Raw genomic sequence first — 16,367 nt, forward strand, 5'->3', positions numbered from 1 at the left:
CGCCACATTGCCACATTGGGGTTGTCCCGGTTGCGCGCCGCCCAGGTCAGGGCGGCGGTGCACGGCTCCAGGTCGACGACGTCGAGATAGACGACCCCGGGGCGGGGGAACATCGTCCGCGCGGCGGCGGGCAGGAACGCCATCGCGTGCCCGGAGGCGACGGTGAGCATCAGGCCTTCGATGTCGCGCACGACCGGCCCATAATGGACCGTCCCGTCATGGGGACGTGGCAGCGCCGACCAGAATTCTCGCCACTCCTGCGGGCAGTCGGCAGGGAAGGACACCACCGGGAGATCAGCCAGATCCACCGTTTTCAGGAACGGACGATCCGCCAGCGGACTGTCTGCGGAAAGGCAGGCGATCCGGCCCTCCACCGACAGGGTGAATGACTCGATGCCGTCCGGAACGGGCGGCCGGGCGAACACCACGTCGACCTCGCCCGCCTCCAGGGCCCGGAACTGGTCGACGAAACTCAGCAGCCGGGTCTCGACCGCCAAGCCCGCGTTGCTCTCACGGAGCCGGTCCAGAACGGCACGGGTGTAGGGCATAGCCGCCTCCGCGCCGACCGTGCCGACCACCAGCCGTCCGCGCACCGAGCGCTCCTGCTCGGCGGCGGTCCGCTGGAGATCGTCCATCGCCTCCACAACCGCCAGCGCCTTGGGCAGCAGAAGCCGCCCCGCCGCAGTGAGCCGCACACGACGTCCCCGCTCGACCAGCGGCACGCCGAGCCGCTGCTCGAGCACCTGGATCTGACGGCTCAGCGCGGGCTGGCTCATGTACAGCCGGGCCGCCGCCCGGCCGAAGTGCAGTACCTCCGCGAGGACCAGGAACAGCCGAAGCTGATGCACGGTCGCCGCCGAGCGCATGTCCATATCGAAAATCACGTGCCTGCCGTTGATGACACCATGCGCAGAACCACCGCGGGCTGCTCTGTTCGACGGCATGCTAAGGGCCCGGCCACGCCCAGGCGAACCATTTATCGCGCGCCCGGTGCGCGGACACATCCCATGTCCGGATCGCAGGGTCCACGCTGCTCTCATCAAGCGCATCCGGCGAAACGCCGTCGCAGGTCGCATCCGCTTCATGGCCCCCGCGGACGACCAGGGCTGCAGCCTGCGCCATGCGGCCAGCAGACCCGCCGCCTGCTCCCGTCGTTCTCCCCCTGCCGTGGTCGTCCATCATCGACGCCGTCAAGCCCGACGTACGCGAAGTCGAAGCCGTCAACCGGTTGGGCTGCCATGCCCGGCCCCCTTCTCGACGCCTCCACGGACGGTCGTCCTTCAAGAGCCGAGCCGGCCCGGCGGAAGAGCTGATCCGAACATGACGCCATATCCGGAAACCTAAGTCCAGAATCGGAAGGATTCGGCCGGACGGGACACCTCAACTCCCCCGGCAGACCCGACTTGCCTGCGACGATAAACGTTCCATTATGTGTCAATCACTAATCGTCATCGCACTTTCCTTCCCTGGCCGTGCGCAATGGCCCAAAATCAAGGTCGGCGCTCTGTGCGCAGCGAATCCGGCGGGGAACCGCCCGCCGGTGGCATGGAAAGGGTTTCTGACATGCGAAAGAAGCACGTCGCAGCGCTTCTGCTGGGGTTCCTCCCCTTGTTCGCCGGCGCCGGAACGGCGACGGCGGCGACAGCGAACGACCAGTCCGGCCGGTACTGCGTGATGGTCGTCGGCAAGGCGGCTCCGGGGAAGGCGTCCCCCGTCCTCTCCCACAAGTGCGCCGACGACATGGCCACCGCGACCCGCCGGGCGGGCATGACAGAGAGCGCGGCGTCGGACACGCTGCTCATGGAATGGTTCTGGAACGCCAACAACAATCCGCCCAAGCTGACCCGTGTCCTCGGCAAATACGGCCCGTGCGATGCCCAGGGCTACGTCATCAACGTCTATGACGACTGGACGAACCAAATCTCGGGCTTCAACTCCTACAACGACTGCAACCATGTCGCCGGCTACGACCTGTCGCTTCAGCAGGGCGACTACGACATCTGGGAGCAGCACAACCCCTGCGGCTGCACCTTGCAAGGATGGGTCGGCTCGTTCATGAACGACCGCATCGAGTCCTTCCGGATCCGCGCTACCTGACCACGCGTCTGCCACAACCCCACAAGGGCACGTCGCGTGGTTCCGAACGGTCGTTGCATCGACGCCGCGGTCGAACTGGCGGGACAGGACCAAGTGCTCCACGCTCCCAGCACACGTCCCGTCATGCCACCAGCACCGCCGCCATGGCCTTCCGGAGCTGCCGGGCGGCGGTGAGCTGGTCGCGCGTCAGTGCGGCGACGGCGAGCGTTGCGGCGACTTCGAACGAGCGCTGGGGGTCGGCGGTGGTCTGTGCCGGCTGGGAAGACGCCGCGCTAAGCCCGCTCTGTCCGTGCCCGGCACCACCCCGCGGGGACGTCCACGCGGGCGGCGCATGCGCAGCACGAACAGCAGCAGACCCCTCCCTGTGCCCAGGGAGGGGTCTGCTGATGGTCTGCGCGTCCTGTCGGCCGATGACCGACAGGACCGAAGTTCTCGTCGTGAGTGTCAGCTCCCGCGATTGGACTCGAACCAATAACCTGCCGGTTAACAGCCGGCTGCTCTGCCAATTGAGCTACGCGGGATCGCTTCTGCCTGCGGGACCTGCGGTCCCCTGCGGGCACGATTAGGTTAGCGCATCCCGCGAGCGGTTCGCGCACGCATATCCGGCGGGCGCGGGATGGAGCGGGCCGGGGCGGGTAGGGACGGGTGGGCAGGGCAGTCGAGCGGAGGTGGACATGAAGATCCGCACCACGTTCCTCGCCGGAGCCGCCGTCGGGTACGTCCTCGGGGCCAAGGCCGGACGCGAGCGGTACGAGCAGATCAGGACGGGCTGGGCGAAGTTCTCGGGCAGCCCGACCGTCCGGGAGACGGCCGGGACGCTGAAGGAGCGCGGCGCCGGCCTGGCCGGGGCCGCGAAGGAGAAGGCCGACGCGCTCCGGCACCGGCACGACGACGCCCCCGGGCCCGTCGCGGTGCCGCCGGCCTGATCCTCAGAGGCCGGTGCGTTCGCGCAGTTCGGTGAGGATCTGCTCGGCCTGGGCGCGCAGCCCCGGGTCGCTCGGGTCGGCCCCGGCGTCGAACTGCAGGGACCACCGCACCTCGCCCCCCGTCGCCGGGCGGCGGCCCGCGATCCGCACCGAGCCGCCGCCGGGCAGCGGCGCCTGGTGGTTCACGACGACGGTGGACGTCACGCGCTCGCGGACCGTCTCCGGCACCGATCCGGCGTCGGTGAGCCCGATCTCGTGCTCCGGGCCGCCCAAAATCTCCTGGACGCGCAGCCGCCCGTCCCGCCACGACGCCTGCTCGATCCGCTCCCACGGGATCCGCGCCGTCCCGCCGGAGACGACCGGCAGGTGCAGGGCGGTGGACGTCGCGACGACGTGCGAGCCGCCCCGCGTGGGCGCGAAGGCCAGCACGCGCTCCCCCCGCTCCAGGGCGAGGACGTCGCGGGCGGACGCGGGCAGACGGTGCCGGGACAAGCGCATGCCCACACGGTAGGCGATCACCGCGCGCCGAGGAGGTCCAGGACGAGCGCCGCCGACCAACTGTGGTCGTGGCCGCCGCGTCCCGTCCCGTCGAAGGGGTCGAAGAACTCGCGGAACCCGGACTGCCGGACGAGCCGCAGCGTCGCCCCGCGCAGCAGTTCCGCGACGACCGGCAGGTCCTGGAGGCAGGCGCCGTGCCAGACGAGCCAGTTGGTGTTGATCCACGTCGGCCCGCGCCAGTACCCGCCCCGGTCGAACGCCGGGGCCTGGACGTCGCACGCTGGCACGGGATACCCGGCGGCCCCGGCGAACCGCGAGGACAGCAGCAGGTCCGCGAGGCGCCGCAGGATCGGCGCGGGCAGGTCGGGGTCCAGCAGCGGCCCGAACGTCGCGATCGTGACGACGGGCAGCGGCCGTCCGCCGCGCAGGTCGTACGCGCGGAAGCACCCGGTGGCGGGGTCCCACAGGCGTTCCAGCAGGGCGGCGTGGACGCGCCCGGCGGCCTCCCGGTGCGGGACGGGATCCGCCCCGACAAGCGAGGCGATCTCCGCGAGCGCGTGCAACGACGCCAGGTAGGTGCCGTTGACCAGCGGATCCTGCACCGCGAACGGATGCTCGTCCCGCAGGTGGCCGGGCGAGTACCCGGCGTCCCGCAGGACGGCCGCGAGCCACGCGTACCGATCGTGGTCCTCTCCGGTGGCGGGGCCGTGCAGCGGATGGGACGGCGCGTACGCGGCGGGCGGCGGACGCAGGTCCCCGAGCGGACGGTCCCACGCCGGGCTGTTGTCCTGCCCCGACTCCCACGGGTGGCAGATCGCGATGAGCCCGCTGCCGTCCAGGTCCCGGACGGACGCGAGGTAGCGGTGATGGGCCGCCAGCGCCGGGTAGAGCCGCGCGAGGAACGAACGGCCGCGCTCGCCGTCGCGCAGGCGCAGCGCGGCGAGGGCGTGCAGCGGCGGGTTGATCAGCCCGGACGTCCGGACGGCGCGCGGCGCACGCGGGTCGGCGGCGCTGCGCCACAGCTCGGGCCCCGGGTAGTACGCGGCGCGCGGCAGGTCGTCGTTGAACACGATGTGCGGGACGAACCCGTCCGACCACTGGCCCGCGAACAGCGACAGCAGCTCCTGCTCGGCGCGGTCGCGGCGGTGCCGGGCGAGGCCGAGAGCGACGAACAACGAGTCCCAGCCCCACTGGTGGGGGTAGAGGCCGGGGGACGGGGCGGTCGCGCGTCCCGTCCAGTTGGCGTCCAGAACCCGCGCCGCGGAGTCCCACAGCGCGGTCTCGTCGCCGATCGGCCGGACGTCCCTGAACAGCGCGCGAACCCCCGTTCGGCTTCCGGATGATTTACCGCGATTCTCTACGGATCGCGCGTAACGCGCGAGTCCCTTCGGGCGATCTCCCGGGCGGCGCGCGTCCGGAACCAGCCGACGATCTCCTCCCCGGCCAGGATCCCGGCGGCGGCGGTGACGTCCGCGCCCGTCCAGCCGGCGGTGTGGAGTTCGCCGTGGGCGGGGCGGACGGCGGCGTCCGCGCTGTCCAGAAGGTCACGGTCGAGAAGCGAATCACCGGCCGCGAGCGTCACCGTCGCGCCGGTGCGGCGGGCGACCTCGGCCGCGGCGGCGGCCTTGGTGAGCCCGGCGGGCAGGCAGTAGACCTTGCGGCCCTGGAGCGAGGTGCGCCAGTTGCGCTCGGCGCACCAGCCCGCGAGGTCGTCGATCCAGCCGGCGGGGAGCGCGGCGCGGTCCACGACGGCGTAGGCGAACAGATCGGACGCGGTGCGGCGGCGCAGCACGAAGTCCCCGCCGGAGAGCCGCGCGGCGACCTCGGCGAGCGGGGCTGCCCCGGCGGCGACGCGGGACCGGACGGCGGCGGACCAGGCGGCGTCGTCCACGCCGTCCACGAGCAGGTGCCCGCCGTTGGCGCAGATCGCGTAGGCCGGCGCGACGGGCAGCCGGACGCGGCGGTACTGCTCGGGCGTGCGGGTCGTGACGGGCACGAACACGGTCTCGGCGGCGAGCGCGGCCAGTTCCCGGACGGCGGTCCTGGTCATGTGGGACAGCGGCGCGCCGTCGTAGATCTCCACGCACTCCAGTTCCGGCAGGGGGCCGTTGCCGAAGGCGGCGGTGGAGTAGATGAGCGTCCGGTCCAGGTCGGAGCACACGAGGACGGTCACTGCGCCGCGCCTCCCGCGAACCGCGGATGGATCAGGCCGGCGCAGGCGTACGGGAGCGCGTCCGGCGGCACCTCGACCACCGGGACGCCGCGCTCGTCGGCGAGCAGCCGGATGTGCGCCAGCTCGGCGCCCGCGTCGGCGCGTGCGAGGACCTTCCACGGGACGCGCCGCAGGAGCACCCGCGTCGTCTCCCCCACGCCGGGCTTGACGAGGTTCAGGTCGGTCACGTCGTACTCGGCCGCGATGCGCCGGACGGCCGCCCAGCCCGACCAGTCGGCGGACCGGTCGGCGGCGAGCAGCGCGGGGGCGTCGGCGGCGACCCGGCCCGCCACGGCCGGGAAGCGGGCCGTGACGGCGTCGAGGAACCGGGCCGAGACGTCCTCGGCGGCCAGTTCGGCGTAGAACTTGGCGCCGTGGAAGTCGCCCGGCCCGATCAGGGAACGGTTGAGGACCGTCCGGCTGACCAGCCCGGACACGGTCGAGTTCAGGCACGCCGACGGGACGAGGAAGTCGTCGCGGGTGCCGTGCAGCGGCGTGCAGCGCCCGGGGTCGGCGAGGACGGCCAGATCCGGCCGGAACATTGTTCCGTTTAGCGCGGCGGCGAGTTCGCGCGCGATGGCGCCCTTGCCCGTCCAGCCGTCCACGAAGATCACCGAGCGGGGGTCGTGGTGCGCGGCGAGGTGGTCCAGCGCGACCGCGTCGATCCCCCGGTCCCGGACGATGCTGATCGCGTAGTGCGGCAGGTCGAGCCCGTGCGCGAACCGCGCCCAGCGGCGCAGCAGGATCCCGACGGGCGTCCCGGCGCGCGCCAGCGACACGAGCACGGCCCCCGGCCCGCGCGCGTCCAGCACCAGTTCCCCGACGAGGCCCACGGCGTGCGCGAGCCGGTCCGCCGACGCGTCCAGCGCCTCCTCGAACAGCTTCCGGTACGCGGCGCCGGGCCGGTACTCGATCGGCAGCGACTCGGCGTAGTGGGCGCGGCCCGCCTGGATCGCTGCCTCACGGTCCTCGGTGGGCGCCTCCAGCGCCGCACCGGACAGGTCGGTGAGCAGCCAGCCGACCTCCTCGGCCGCGTAACTGCCGAACTCCGGACCGCGCAGCGGCCGGTTCGGGTGGGGGTCATGGGGGGCGTGGTCGGGCGGCCGGTTCATGGGCGGGCTCCGGGGACGGCGGCCAGGACGACGGGGGCGAGGGTGCGCAGGACGGCGAGCAGGCCGTCCACGAGGTCGGGCGTGTCGCCCTGGTCGTCCACGAGCAGCACGATCGCGTCGAACGCGCGGGACGGGTCGCCGCCCGGGTCGACGTTGTAGGCGTAGCGCTTCGTCGCGCCGTCCGGCGGGTTGTCGTGCGCGGGGAACACCAGGCGGGTGCGGATGGCGTAGCCGGGGTCGTCCACCGCGAGGACGGGCGAGCGCGTCGTCGTGGAGAACCGGACGGTCGTCCACGGCAGCGCGTCGGCCAGTGCCTCGGCGAGCCGCAGCGGCACGTACATGAACTCCTCGGTGCCGAGGACGAGCACCCGCGACGCCCCGGCGGGCAGCGCGGACGCCAGCACGGCCGCCATCGGCGCGAGTTCCTTCTCCAGGCGCCGCCGGTCGGCGGGCGCGAAGCCGTGCCGTCCGCCCTCGGGCAGGCCCGGCGGCCAGCCGAGCCCGACCCGCACCGCGCCGTGGTCCACGCGGAAGTCGGGCGCGCGGTCGCGGCCGGACATCTCCGCGACGACGGCCTGCGCGGCGTCCAGCACGCCGGGCGGCAGCTCCACGCGGCCCGTCGCGAGCGTGACGACGTCGATGCCCGCGTTCAGCTCCCCGGCGAGGTTGCGCATCCGGACGCGGTCCGCCTCGCCGCGCACGTCCACCAGGGACGCGAGGACGTACCGGTCGCGGGGCCGGACGGCGTGCAGCGCCCGCAGAGTGTTGAAAGCGGTCCGGCCGGTGGACATCTCGTCGTCCACGAGCACCAGGGGCACGTCCCGGTCCAGCAGGGACGGGTCGGCGGGCAGCAGCAGGTGCCCGGTCGCGTGGCTGTGCTCCTCCTCGAACCCGCCGTAGGGGACGACGCCGGGCACGTGGCGGCGCGTCGAGTGCAGGTAGGTGGCGCCGCCGAGCGCGTCGGCGGCCGAGTGCGCGAGCGCGGTCGCGGTCTCGGCGTATCCGAGGACGACGGCGTCCACGGCGCCCTTCGGCTCGCGCAGCCGGTCGCGCAGCGCCGCCGCCGACCCGCGCGTGCCGTGCAGCGCGTTCGCCAGCAGCGGCCCGTACTGGCCGGCGGTGCTCTCCCGGCCGCGCAGCCGCAGCCGGACCAGTTCGCCGAGCAGCAGGCCCGCGCCGTGGACGATCCGGGGATCGGCCGGGACGTGCTTGCCGAGCACCCCCGACACGAGCAGGTGCGCGCGGCGCGGGTTGCGGCGGACGGCGAGCCCGGTCAGCTCGCCGAGCCGGACGCCGCCGGGCGCGGCGCCGTCGACCGTCCGCACGCCGAGCCGGTGCGCGACCCACTCGCCCGGCCACCGGCCGCGCCCGCTCACCGGCTCCCCGCCGCGTCGAGCAGTTCCACGAAGGTGACCCCCTCCGCCGCCACGCCGAACACCCGCGCGCGCAGCATCAGCCGCTCGGCCCACGCGCGGTGCGGCTTGGCCTCGTTCATCTTGTTGGCGTACGCGCTGGCCATCGCGCCGCCCCCGGCGACGCCGAGGATGTCGGCGGCGTCGCAGTACTCCTCGTGCGTCACGACCGACAGGGCGTGGACGGGCGACACGTGCGACGGATGGATGACCGTCTTGCCGGTCAGGCCGTTGGCCTTGTCGAGGTGGACCTCGCGGATGAGGCCGTCCACGTCCGACACGATCAGGCTGCGGCGCAGCGGCGCGGCGCGCTGGGCGAGGAACGGGGACTCGCGCAGTTGCGGCTTGAACATCCGCTCGCCCGCCGAGAAGTACTCCCAGACGGGGCCGGTGACGACGAAGCCCGTCCCGTCGGCGCGGCCGAGCACGTTGACGATGTCGGAGATCGCGCCCGCGACCGGCGCGATGTCGTAGATCGACAGGTCCGGCGGGCGCCGCAGCCCGTACGCCGAGGACAGGTCGGTCGCCCCGATCCGGACGGCGAGGACGAGGTCGCGGTGCTTGGCGAGCAGTTCGGCGACGTCCCGGAGCATCGCGCGGCGGGTCTCGACGTGGACGGCGTCGCGGCTCTCGATCACCGGCATGGCCAGCAGCCGCCGCCCGGTGCGCTCCCCGGTCTCGGCGAGCACGTCGAGGTACGCGCCGCCCGTCGCGGCGGTGAACTTCGGCAGGACGAACCCGGTGATCAGCTCGGCGGCGTCCCCGAGCCGGGCGGTGAGGTCCCCGATCTGGCACGGGTGCCGGACGCGCAGGAACAGCAGCGGCGCCTCCGCCTCGCCGCCGAGAGCGCCCGCGTGCAGCGCGCGGAGCTGCCGGACGGCGTTCTCCTCGGCGGCGGGCAGGTCCGCGTCGGCGATGGAGTCCTCCAGGCACACGACCAGGCTCGTCACCCCGGCGCGGGCCGCCTTCCCGATGTCGTCGGCCAGGTTCGGCCGGACGGCCGGGCTGTAGAGCGTGGCGCCGAGCGCGACCGCGAGGACGGCCGGGTCGTCGTGCCGGTCGAAGCGTCGGGGATGCCGGAAGAACAGGTGCTTGCGCAGCGCCGCATCAATATGGTCAAAGTGCCGCATGCACGTGGGTCCCCCCGGGTCGAACGCTCCCGCCCTGATCGGGCAGATATCAGGGTAAAGGTGCCGAGGCCGAGGTCAGGCGCCCGGCGGCCCCCGTGAACGGGGAACGCCGGGCCGCCCGCCGGCCCGGGAGCCGCGCCCGATCGCTACAGGTGCGCCGACACCGCCGGGAGGAGGTCCTGGAAGGTGCGGCCGGTCGCGGTCGCCCCGATCGCCGTCATCGCCCAGCCCGCGCCGTCGCGCGTCACCTTCGCCATGATCTGCGCGTTGTGGCGGCCCGCGCCGGTCAGGTCGTAGCGGGCCAGCTCCTGGCCGGTGGTCTCGTCCACGAGACGGCAGAACGCGTTGGCGATCTGCGAGAAGTCCTGGCCGGTGAAGGAGTTCACGGTGAACACGAGCTGCGTCACGTTCTCCGGAACGGACGCCAGGTCGACGTTGATGACCTCGTCGTCGCCCGCGCCCTCACCGGTCAGGTTGTCGCCGGTGTGCAGGACGGACCCGTCCTTGCTGCGGAGCTGGCGGAACCAGACCGCGTCGGCGAGGTTGCGGCTCGCGTCGAACAGCAGGCAGGACGCGTCCAGGTCGATGTTCTGCGACTTGCCCTTGCCGAACAGGCCGCGCTTGGCGACGGCGTCCCAGCCGAGGCCCATCCGGACGCGGCTCAGCGCGCCGCCGCCGGGTTTGGCCAGCGACACGCGCTGGCCCTTCTGCAGCGAGATCGACATCGTCGGCTCCTTCGCTCGCGGGGGGATCAGGCGGGGTCAGACCCCGGTCGAATGGAGGTTGTCCTCGTCGGCGCCCGGGCCGACCTGGACGGTCGGGGCGTCCGACGTCCGGTTGCGCAGCACCGAGCTGACGAACGCCGCGATGATCAGGCCCGCGCCGAGCCCGCCGGTCAGCCACTCGGGGACGTGGTGGGCGATGCTGACGAGCATGCACGCGGCGAGCGCGCCGATGGCCCAGTGGGCGCCGTGCTCCAGGTAGACGTACTCGTGCAGCGTGCCCTTGCGGACGAGGTAGACGGTCAGCGACCGGATGTACATCGCGCCGATGCCGAGGCCGAGCGCGATGATGATCGGGTCGGTGCTGATCGCGAACGCGCCGATGACGCCGTCGAAGGAGAACGACGCGTCCAGGACCTCCAGGTAGAGGAACAGGAAGAAGCCGGCCTTGCCGGTCGCCAGCGCCAGCGCGGACGGCCCGCCGGACCGGGCGGGGGCGTCGTCGGCCGCCTCCTCGGCGACGTCCTCGGGCTCGGAGAACAGCTCGCCGAGGCCGTTGACGAGGATGTAGGTGACCATGCCGAGGACGCCGGAGATCATCACCTCGCCGGAGTGCTCGGCCCACAGGCCCGCGACCAGCGCGAGCGAGCCGCCCGCGACGACGACGGAGAGCTGGTCGAGCTTGCCGATGCGGGAGAGCGGCTTCTCCACCCATTCGAGCCACCGGACGTCGTGCTCCTCGAACACGAAGTCCAGGAAGAGCATCAGCAGGAACATCCCGCCGAACGCCGCGATCATCGGGTACGCGTCGTTCATCAGGTGGTGGTAACGCGACGGATCGTTCAGCGCCAGGTCGAATGCCTCGACCGGGCCGAGCTTGGCGGTGACGCCGACGATGACGAGCGGGAACAGCAGCCGCATGCCGAACACCGCGATCGCGATGCCGACGGTCAGGAAGATCTTCTGCCAGAACGGCGCCATCCGGTCGAGGACCTTGGCGTTGACCACGGCGTTGTCGAACGAGAGCGACACCTCGAGGATCGCCAGGACGGCGACGAGCGCGAGCCCGCTCCCCTTGTCGTACACGAAGGCGACGGCGAGGCCGACGAGGGTGAGGAGGAACGACCACCGGAAGGTGCGAAGGATCATGGCCTTGGTTTCTGTCGATGCGGGGCGGGCTGCGCGGCCGGCGGTCAGCCGACGTTGACGCCGAAGTCCAGGGCGATCCCGGCGAGACCGGAGGCGTAGCCCTGGCCGACGGCGCGGAACTTCCACTCGCCGCCGTGCCGGTACAGCTCGCCGAACACCATGGCGGTCTCGGTGGACGCGTCCTCGGTGAGGTCGAACCGGGCCAGCTCGTTGTCGTCGGAGCGGTCGACGATCCGGATGAACGCGTTGCGGACCTGGCCGAAGCTCTGCCCGCGGTTCTCCGCGTCGTAGATCGAGACCGGGAAGACGATGCGCTCGCACTCGGCGGGCACGGCCGACAGGTCCACGTTGATGGACTCGTCGTCGCCCTCGCCCTCACCGGTGAGGTTGTCGCCGGTGTGCTCGACCGAGCCGTCGGGGCTGCGCAGGTTGTTGAAGAACACGAAGTGGTGGTCGGAGATGACCTTGCCGGAGCCGTTCAGGAGCAGCGCGGACGCGTCCAGGTCGAAGTCGGCGCCGGTCGTCGCCCGGACGTCCCAGCCGAGCCCGACCGACACGCGCGTGAGGTTCGGGGCGGCCTTGGTCAGCGAGACGTTGCCGCCCTTGGCGAGCGATACTCCCATGATCGACTCCTGTCGCTCGGTCCGGTCAGAGGTTGACGCCGAAGTCGGTGGCGATTCCGGCCAGACCCGAGGCGTACCCCTGACCCACGGCCCGGAACTTCCAGTCCCCGCCGCTGCGGTACAGCTCGCCGAACACCATGGCGGTCTCGGTGGACGCGTCCTCGGTGAGGTCGTAGCGGGCCAGCTCGGCGCGGTCGGTGCGGTTCACGACGCGGATGAACGCGTTGCGGACCTGCCCGAAGTTCTGGCCGCGCGAGTCGGCGTCGTAGATCGACACGGCGAACGCGACCCGCTCGGCGTTGTCGGGCAGCGCGCCGAAGTTGACGTTGATCTGCTCGTCGTCGCCCTCGCCCGCGCCGGTCGTGTTGTCGCCGGTGTGCTCGACGCCGCCGTCCGGGGAGCGCAGGTTGTTGAAGAAGACGAAGTGCTGGTCGGTGAGGATCTTGCCGGACGCGTCCAGGACGAGCGCCGACGCGTCGAGGTCGAAGTCGGTGCCGGTCGTGGTGCGGAGGTCCCACCCGAGGCCGACCGTGACGGCCGCGAGGCCCGGCGCCTGCTTGGTGAGCGAGACGTTTCCGCCCTTGGTCAGACTGACACCCACTGTGCCTCCATGATGACGTGACGTACGGTACGCCGGGCGGCGTCCCTCTTGTACCGACGTAGCAGCGATGGTATCCGTTCCCGTCCGCGCCGAACGGCGGCCCGGTCGAGCCCGTCGGCGGCCCTCCCGGTGCCCGCTCCCGCCCGGCTGCGGGAGACTGGAGGCGGCAGAGAGGAGACCGGCGTGCGGGGCGACCGGCGGAACCGGGTGTCGCCCGCCGAGACGGCGGCGAACACGGCGAAGGAGGCGGCGGCGGCCGCCTTCTACGACATGGACCAGGCCGAGCGGTACCTGCGCGGGCGGCTGACGGTGTTCGCCGACCTCGACAGGGCCGCCGCCGCGCCCGCCGAGCGGGAGTTCGCGGCGCTCGGCGAGGCCGCGACGGCCGCGTCGGCGGCCTACATCGCCGTGGTGGACGCGCATCCGTTCGACGGACGGCCGCGCTCCCCCGCCGAGTGGGACGGCATGGAGCGGGCGTTCCGGGCCGTCACCGACCGCATGACGGAGATGAACGCGCGGCTGGAGCGGTTCGGCGGGACGATCGCCGCCGCGCTGTCCCGGCTGGAGGCCGCCCTCGACCGGCTCCCGCCCCGGCTGACGGCCGCGCGCGACGCCGCGGCCGCCGCCGAGGCCGCGGTGGCCGCGGCGCGTGCCGCCGGGCTGGACGCCGCCGCCGCGGAGGCCGAGTTGGAGGGCGTCCGCGCGGATCTGGCGCGGCTCGGCTCGGCGGGCCTCGGCGGGCTCGGGCTGGACGGCGCGCTCACCGCCGCCGAGGACGTCGCCCGCCGCGCCGCCGCCGTCCGGGAGGCCGCCGAGGACCTGCCGAAGGAGGCCGAGCGGACGCGCAACGCCCTCGCCTCGGTCCGGACGCGGGTCGACGTCGTCGCGGGGCGGTCCGGGCCCGTCCGGGACGCGATGCGGACGCTGCTGCGCGAGTACGCCGAGGGCTGCTGGCGGGACCTGAAGGGCGCGCCGGAGGCGATCGAGGCGGGCGTCGCGCGCGCCCGCGAGCGGCTGGACGAGGCCGCCGGGCAGGTCGCGGCGGCGCGCTGGCGCGACGCGCAGCGGTCGCTGACCGCCGCGCGCACCGAGCTGAACGCCGCCGACCGCCGCGCCGGCCAGGTCACCGGACGGGTCGCCGAGCTGGCCGCCGTCGCCGCCGACCCCGAGGGCGCGGCCGAGACCGCGCGGTTCGCCGTCCGGGACGCGCAGCGCCTCGCGATGGCGCAGCCGGGCGGCGCCGCGCCGCACCACGCGCGGGTGCTGGACGGTCTCGTCGCGCGGCTGGAGCGCGCCCCGGACGGCCTGCGCGGCGCCCACCCCGACTACTGGGCCTACCTCACCGAGCTGGAGGCCGTCCGGACGGCGGCGGGCGACGTGGTCTCCCGCATCCGTTCCGAGCGCGCCGGGCAGCACTGAGCGTCCGTCCCGTCAGGCGAAGAGGGTCTCGCCCCAGTAGCCGCCCTTGCGGACGCCGGGCGGGCACGCGAAGATCCCGGACCCGACGTGCTGGATGTACTCGTTCATCGCGTCGGACGCCAGGGACTGCTGGATCCGGACGAAGCCCGTCCGGGGGTCGCGCTGGTAGGCGAGGAAGAACAGGCCCGCCTCCAGGCGTCCGAGGCCGTCGGTGCCGTCGGTGAACGAGTAGCCGCGCCGCAGGATCCGCGCCCCGCCGTTGCTGCCGGGGTGGGCGAGCCGGACGTGCGAGTCGCGCTTCAGCCGCTCCAGCACGACCGGGTCGTGCTCGCGGGCCGCGCCCGCCGGGGCGCCCTCGCCCTTGTCGCGGCCGATGATGTCCTCCTGCTCGCCGAGCGGCGTGCGGTCCCAGATCTCGATGTGCATCCGGATGCGCCGCGCGACGAGGTAGGAGCCGCCCGCCATCCACGGCGCGCCGTCGCCGCGCCCGGCCCACACGTGCTTGCCGAGCAGGTCGGCGTCGGTGCCCGCGATGTTCTCGGTGCCGTCCTTGAAGCCGAACAGGTTGCGCGGGGTCTGCGCGTCGGGCGTCGTGGACGACGTCTTGCCGAAGCCGAGCTGCGACCAGCGGATCGCGACCGTCCCGAACCCGATGCGGGCGAGGTTGCGGATGGCGTGCACGGCGACCTGCGGGTCGTCCGCGCACGCCTGCACGGCGATGTCGCCGCCGCTGCGCGCGGGGTCGAGGTTGTCGCCGGGGAAGTGCGGCAGGTCGACCAGCGGCGCGGGGCGCTTGGCGCGCAGGCCGAAGCGGTCCTTGCCGTCCTTCTCGAACAGGCCGGGGCCGAACCCGATCGTCAGCGTGAGCCGGGACGCGGGCAGGCCCAGCGCCTCGCCGGTGTCGTCGGGCGGGGCGACCGACAGGCCGCCGACCGCGCCGTCGCCGACCGGGCGGCCCGCCGTCATCGCGGCGGCGGCCTCGGTCCACTCCTTCAGCAGCCGGACGAGCTTGGCCCGGTCGCCGGTCATGACGTCGAACGCGGCGAAGTGCAGCCGGTCCTGGACGGGCGTCGCGATGCCCGCCTGGTGCCCGCCGTAGAAGGAGACGGCCTCGGTGGAGACCGGCCGTCCCTCCTTGGCGAACGCGGTGCGGTCCAGGCCGACGCCCGCCGCCGCGCCCGCGATGAGGCCGGTGCCCGACAGGCCCAGCATGGACCGGCGCGACATGCGTTCGCGCCGGCGTTCCGTCCCGGTGTCGCCCTCGGTGTTGCTCTCGGTGCCGTTCTCGATCTCTCCGGTCATCCCGCCACCACCTTCGCGAGCTTGGACAGCGGCTCGCCGAGCGCGTTCACCGCGTCGGAGAGCGCCTTGCGGTCGGCCTCGCCGACCGTGTCGTAGGAGACGTAGGAACCGTTCTTCTCGTGCTTGGCCAGGAGGTCGTAGACGTCCTTGAACCCGCCGTCGAGGTCGGCGGCCAGCGCGGCGTCGCGCTCCCGGACGATCGGCCTGAGCAGGTCGTAGACCTTCTTGGCGCCGTCCACGTTGCCCTTGAAGTCCACGAGGTCGGTGTGGCTGAACGCCTCCTCCTCGCCGGTGACCTTTCCGGTGGCGACCTCGTCCATGAGGCTCTTGGCGCCCGCCGCCATGTCGTTGACCGGGTCGAGCGTGAGCGTGTTCAGCCGGGTGCGGACCTCGCCGAGGTCCTTCAGGAGCTGGTCGGCGTACTTCTCCTTGCCCTTGACCGAGCCGTCCTTCCAGAGCGCCTTCTCCAGCAGGTGCCAGCCGGACCAGTTCTTGCGCTCCTCGGGCTTCAGGTCGGCCTCGCGGGCGTCCATGCGCGGGTCGAGGTCGCCGAACTTCTCCGCGACGGACTCGACCGACTCCCAGCCGATCCGCGACGGGGCGTACAGCTCCTTGGCCTTGGCGACGTCGCCCGCCTTGACGGCCGCGACGAACGCCTCGGTGCGGGTGTAGCTGTCGTTGACCTGCGCGAGGACGTAGGTCTTGTACTCGGCGGCGGCCGTGGCGAGGCGCGGGTCCCCGGCGCCGGCGGCCTTGCCGGTGACGGTGACGGTCGTCGTCGGCCCCTTGCCGGTCTGGCCCGCGCTGCACAGCAGCGTGTAGGAGCCGGGGTTCAGCTTGGTGACGAAGTCGGTCTTGGTGCCGGGGCCGATGTTCTCGCGCTCGGCGAGGATGGAGCCGTCCGGGCGCAGCACCTCGAACTCGTTGACCTCCGAGCCCTTGTTGGTGATCTCGAAGGTCACCTTGCCCGCCGTCAGGTCGGTCTTGGCGACCGAGCAGGACTTGTCGGTCGCGGTGACGGCGATGGCGCCCGCCCTGGTCTTCCCCCCGTCACCGTCTCCGCAGGCCGCGAGCAGGGTCATCGAGACGGCGGCCACGCCGGTGGCGGCGAGGTAGGGGGCGACGCGCATGGGGGACTCCAGGACGGGTGGGGAACAGCCGAGC

The 16,367-nt window shown here is 73.0% G+C and carries 15 protein-coding genes, 1 tRNA gene and 1 pseudogene; 3 read left to right on the forward strand and 14 right to left on the reverse strand.

The window, feature by feature from the left end; translation table 11 throughout:
- Window positions 1-29: 29 nt before the first annotated feature.
- Window positions 30-1,085, reverse strand: a pseudogene (locus BTM25_RS30940) (LysR family transcriptional regulator); the annotation flags it as partial.
- 478 nt (window positions 1,086-1,563) lie between these two features.
- Here BTM25_RS30940 and BTM25_RS14375 point away from each other — a divergent pair.
- Window positions 1,564-2,097: a hypothetical protein gene (locus BTM25_RS14375; protein ID WP_103563412.1), complete on the forward strand. Its 534-nt coding sequence runs from the start codon at window positions 1,564-1,566 to the stop codon at window positions 2,095-2,097.
- 448 nt (window positions 2,098-2,545) lie between these two features.
- On the opposite strand, the gene BTM25_RS14380 is transcribed toward BTM25_RS14375, so the two are convergent.
- Window positions 2,546-2,618 (reverse strand) — tRNA-Asn (locus BTM25_RS14380).
- A 153-nt stretch (window positions 2,619-2,771) separates the two neighbouring features.
- Here BTM25_RS14380 and BTM25_RS14385 point away from each other — a divergent pair.
- Window positions 2,772-3,023 (forward strand): YtxH domain-containing protein, encoded by a 252-nt coding sequence (locus BTM25_RS14385; protein ID WP_168212116.1) that lies wholly within the window; start codon window positions 2,772-2,774, stop codon window positions 3,021-3,023.
- Window positions 3,024-3,026: 3 nt separating this feature from the next.
- Here the strand turns inward: BTM25_RS14385 and BTM25_RS14390 are convergent, their stop codons facing one another.
- The 10 genes from BTM25_RS14390 to BTM25_RS14435 form a co-directional block, all read right to left on the reverse strand.
- Window positions 3,027-3,521, reverse strand: a complete 495-nt coding sequence (locus BTM25_RS14390; RefSeq protein WP_103564634.1) for a hypothetical protein — start codon at window positions 3,519-3,521, stop codon at window positions 3,027-3,029.
- Between the two features lie 17 nt (window positions 3,522-3,538).
- Window positions 3,539-4,834 (reverse strand): MGH1-like glycoside hydrolase domain-containing protein, encoded by a 1,296-nt coding sequence (locus tag BTM25_RS14395; RefSeq protein WP_103563414.1) that lies wholly within the window; start codon window positions 4,832-4,834, stop codon window positions 3,539-3,541.
- Between the two features lie 44 nt (window positions 4,835-4,878).
- Window positions 4,879-5,694: an HAD family hydrolase gene (locus BTM25_RS14400; RefSeq protein WP_103563415.1), complete on the reverse strand. Its 816-nt coding sequence runs from the start codon at window positions 5,692-5,694 to the stop codon at window positions 4,879-4,881.
- The gene (locus tag BTM25_RS14405; protein WP_103563416.1) at window positions 5,691-6,845 is read right to left on the reverse strand and encodes a cysteine protease StiP family protein; all 1,155 of its coding nucleotides are present in this window, start codon (window positions 6,843-6,845) and stop codon (window positions 5,691-5,693) included. Before BTM25_RS14405 ends, BTM25_RS14400 begins: the two co-directional genes overlap by 4 nt.
- A complete protein-coding gene (locus BTM25_RS14410; RefSeq protein ID WP_103563417.1) occupies window positions 6,842-8,221 on the reverse strand; it encodes a phosphoribosyltransferase family protein in 1,380 nt (459 codons plus the stop codon). The genes BTM25_RS14405 and BTM25_RS14410 overlap by 4 nt, the downstream gene beginning before the upstream one ends.
- Window positions 8,218-9,387: an HpcH/HpaI aldolase/citrate lyase family protein gene (locus BTM25_RS14415; protein ID WP_103563418.1), complete on the reverse strand. Its 1,170-nt coding sequence runs from the start codon at window positions 9,385-9,387 to the stop codon at window positions 8,218-8,220. The genes BTM25_RS14410 and BTM25_RS14415 overlap by 4 nt, the downstream gene beginning before the upstream one ends.
- A 146-nt stretch (window positions 9,388-9,533) precedes the next feature.
- The gene (locus tag BTM25_RS14420; RefSeq protein WP_103563419.1) at window positions 9,534-10,112 is read right to left on the reverse strand and encodes a TerD family protein; all 579 of its coding nucleotides are present in this window, start codon (window positions 10,110-10,112) and stop codon (window positions 9,534-9,536) included.
- Window positions 10,113-10,148: 36 nt separating this feature from the next.
- Window positions 10,149-11,258, reverse strand: a complete 1,110-nt coding sequence (locus BTM25_RS14425) for a DUF475 domain-containing protein (RefSeq protein ID WP_103563420.1) — start codon at window positions 11,256-11,258, stop codon at window positions 10,149-10,151.
- A 44-nt stretch (window positions 11,259-11,302) separates the two neighbouring features.
- Window positions 11,303-11,881, reverse strand: a complete 579-nt coding sequence (locus tag BTM25_RS14430) for a TerD family protein (RefSeq protein WP_103563421.1) — start codon at window positions 11,879-11,881, stop codon at window positions 11,303-11,305.
- Between the two features lie 25 nt (window positions 11,882-11,906).
- Window positions 11,907-12,482: a TerD family protein gene (locus tag BTM25_RS14435; RefSeq protein WP_103563422.1), complete on the reverse strand. Its 576-nt coding sequence runs from the start codon at window positions 12,480-12,482 to the stop codon at window positions 11,907-11,909.
- A 183-nt stretch (window positions 12,483-12,665) separates the two neighbouring features.
- Between BTM25_RS14435 and BTM25_RS14440 the strand changes: the two genes are divergently transcribed.
- Window positions 12,666-13,901: a molecular chaperone DnaJ gene (locus BTM25_RS14440; RefSeq protein WP_235828411.1), complete on the forward strand. Its 1,236-nt coding sequence runs from the start codon at window positions 12,666-12,668 to the stop codon at window positions 13,899-13,901.
- Window positions 13,902-13,913: 12 nt separating this feature from the next.
- On the opposite strand, the gene efeB is transcribed toward BTM25_RS14440, so the two are convergent.
- Together efeB and efeO are read right to left on the reverse strand one after the other, a co-directional pair.
- Entirely contained in the window at window positions 13,914-15,203 is a 1,290-nt protein-coding gene (gene efeB / locus BTM25_RS14445) for an iron uptake transporter deferrochelatase/peroxidase subunit (RefSeq protein WP_103563423.1), read from the reverse strand.
- Window positions 15,200-16,333, reverse strand: coding sequence for an iron uptake system protein EfeO (efeO, locus tag BTM25_RS14450; protein WP_103563424.1), 1,134 nt, complete (start codon window positions 16,331-16,333; stop codon window positions 15,200-15,202). Before efeO ends, efeB begins: the two co-directional genes overlap by 4 nt.
- Window positions 16,334-16,367: the final 34 nt, after the last annotated feature.

Source organism: Actinomadura rubteroloni, from assembly GCF_002911665.1.
Classification (GTDB): Bacteria; Actinomycetota; Actinomycetes; order Streptosporangiales; family Streptosporangiaceae; genus Spirillospora; species Spirillospora rubteroloni.

Bases quoted from the DNA above. Each gene is read 5' to 3' on its own strand.
- BTM25_RS14385 (WP_168212116.1), top strand. From the start codon at position 2,772: ATGAAGATCCGCACCACGTTCCTCGCCGGAGCCGCCGTCGGGTACGTC.
- BTM25_RS14375 (WP_103563412.1), top strand. From the start codon at position 1,564: ATGCGAAAGAAGCACGTCGCAGCGCTTCTGCTGGGGTTCCTCCCCTTG.
- BTM25_RS14415 (WP_103563418.1), bottom strand. From the start codon at position 9,387: ATGCGGCACTTTGACCATATTGATGCGGCGCTGCGCAAGCACCTGTTC.
- BTM25_RS14405 (WP_103563416.1), bottom strand. From the start codon at position 6,845: ATGAACCGGCCGCCCGACCACGCCCCCCATGACCCCCACCCGAACCGG.
- efeB (WP_103563423.1), bottom strand. From the start codon at position 15,203: ATGACCGGAGAGATCGAGAACGGCACCGAGAGCAACACCGAGGGCGAC.
- BTM25_RS14420 (WP_103563419.1), bottom strand. From the start codon at position 10,112: ATGTCGATCTCGCTGCAGAAGGGCCAGCGCGTGTCGCTGGCCAAACCC.
- BTM25_RS14425 (WP_103563420.1), bottom strand. From the start codon at position 11,258: ATGATCCTTCGCACCTTCCGGTGGTCGTTCCTCCTCACCCTCGTCGGC.
- efeO (WP_103563424.1), bottom strand. From the start codon at position 16,333: ATGCGCGTCGCCCCCTACCTCGCCGCCACCGGCGTGGCCGCCGTCTCG.
- BTM25_RS14390 (WP_103564634.1), bottom strand. From the start codon at position 3,521: ATGCGCTTGTCCCGGCACCGTCTGCCCGCGTCCGCCCGCGACGTCCTC.
- BTM25_RS14430 (WP_103563421.1), bottom strand. From the start codon at position 11,881: ATGGGAGTATCGCTCGCCAAGGGCGGCAACGTCTCGCTGACCAAGGCC.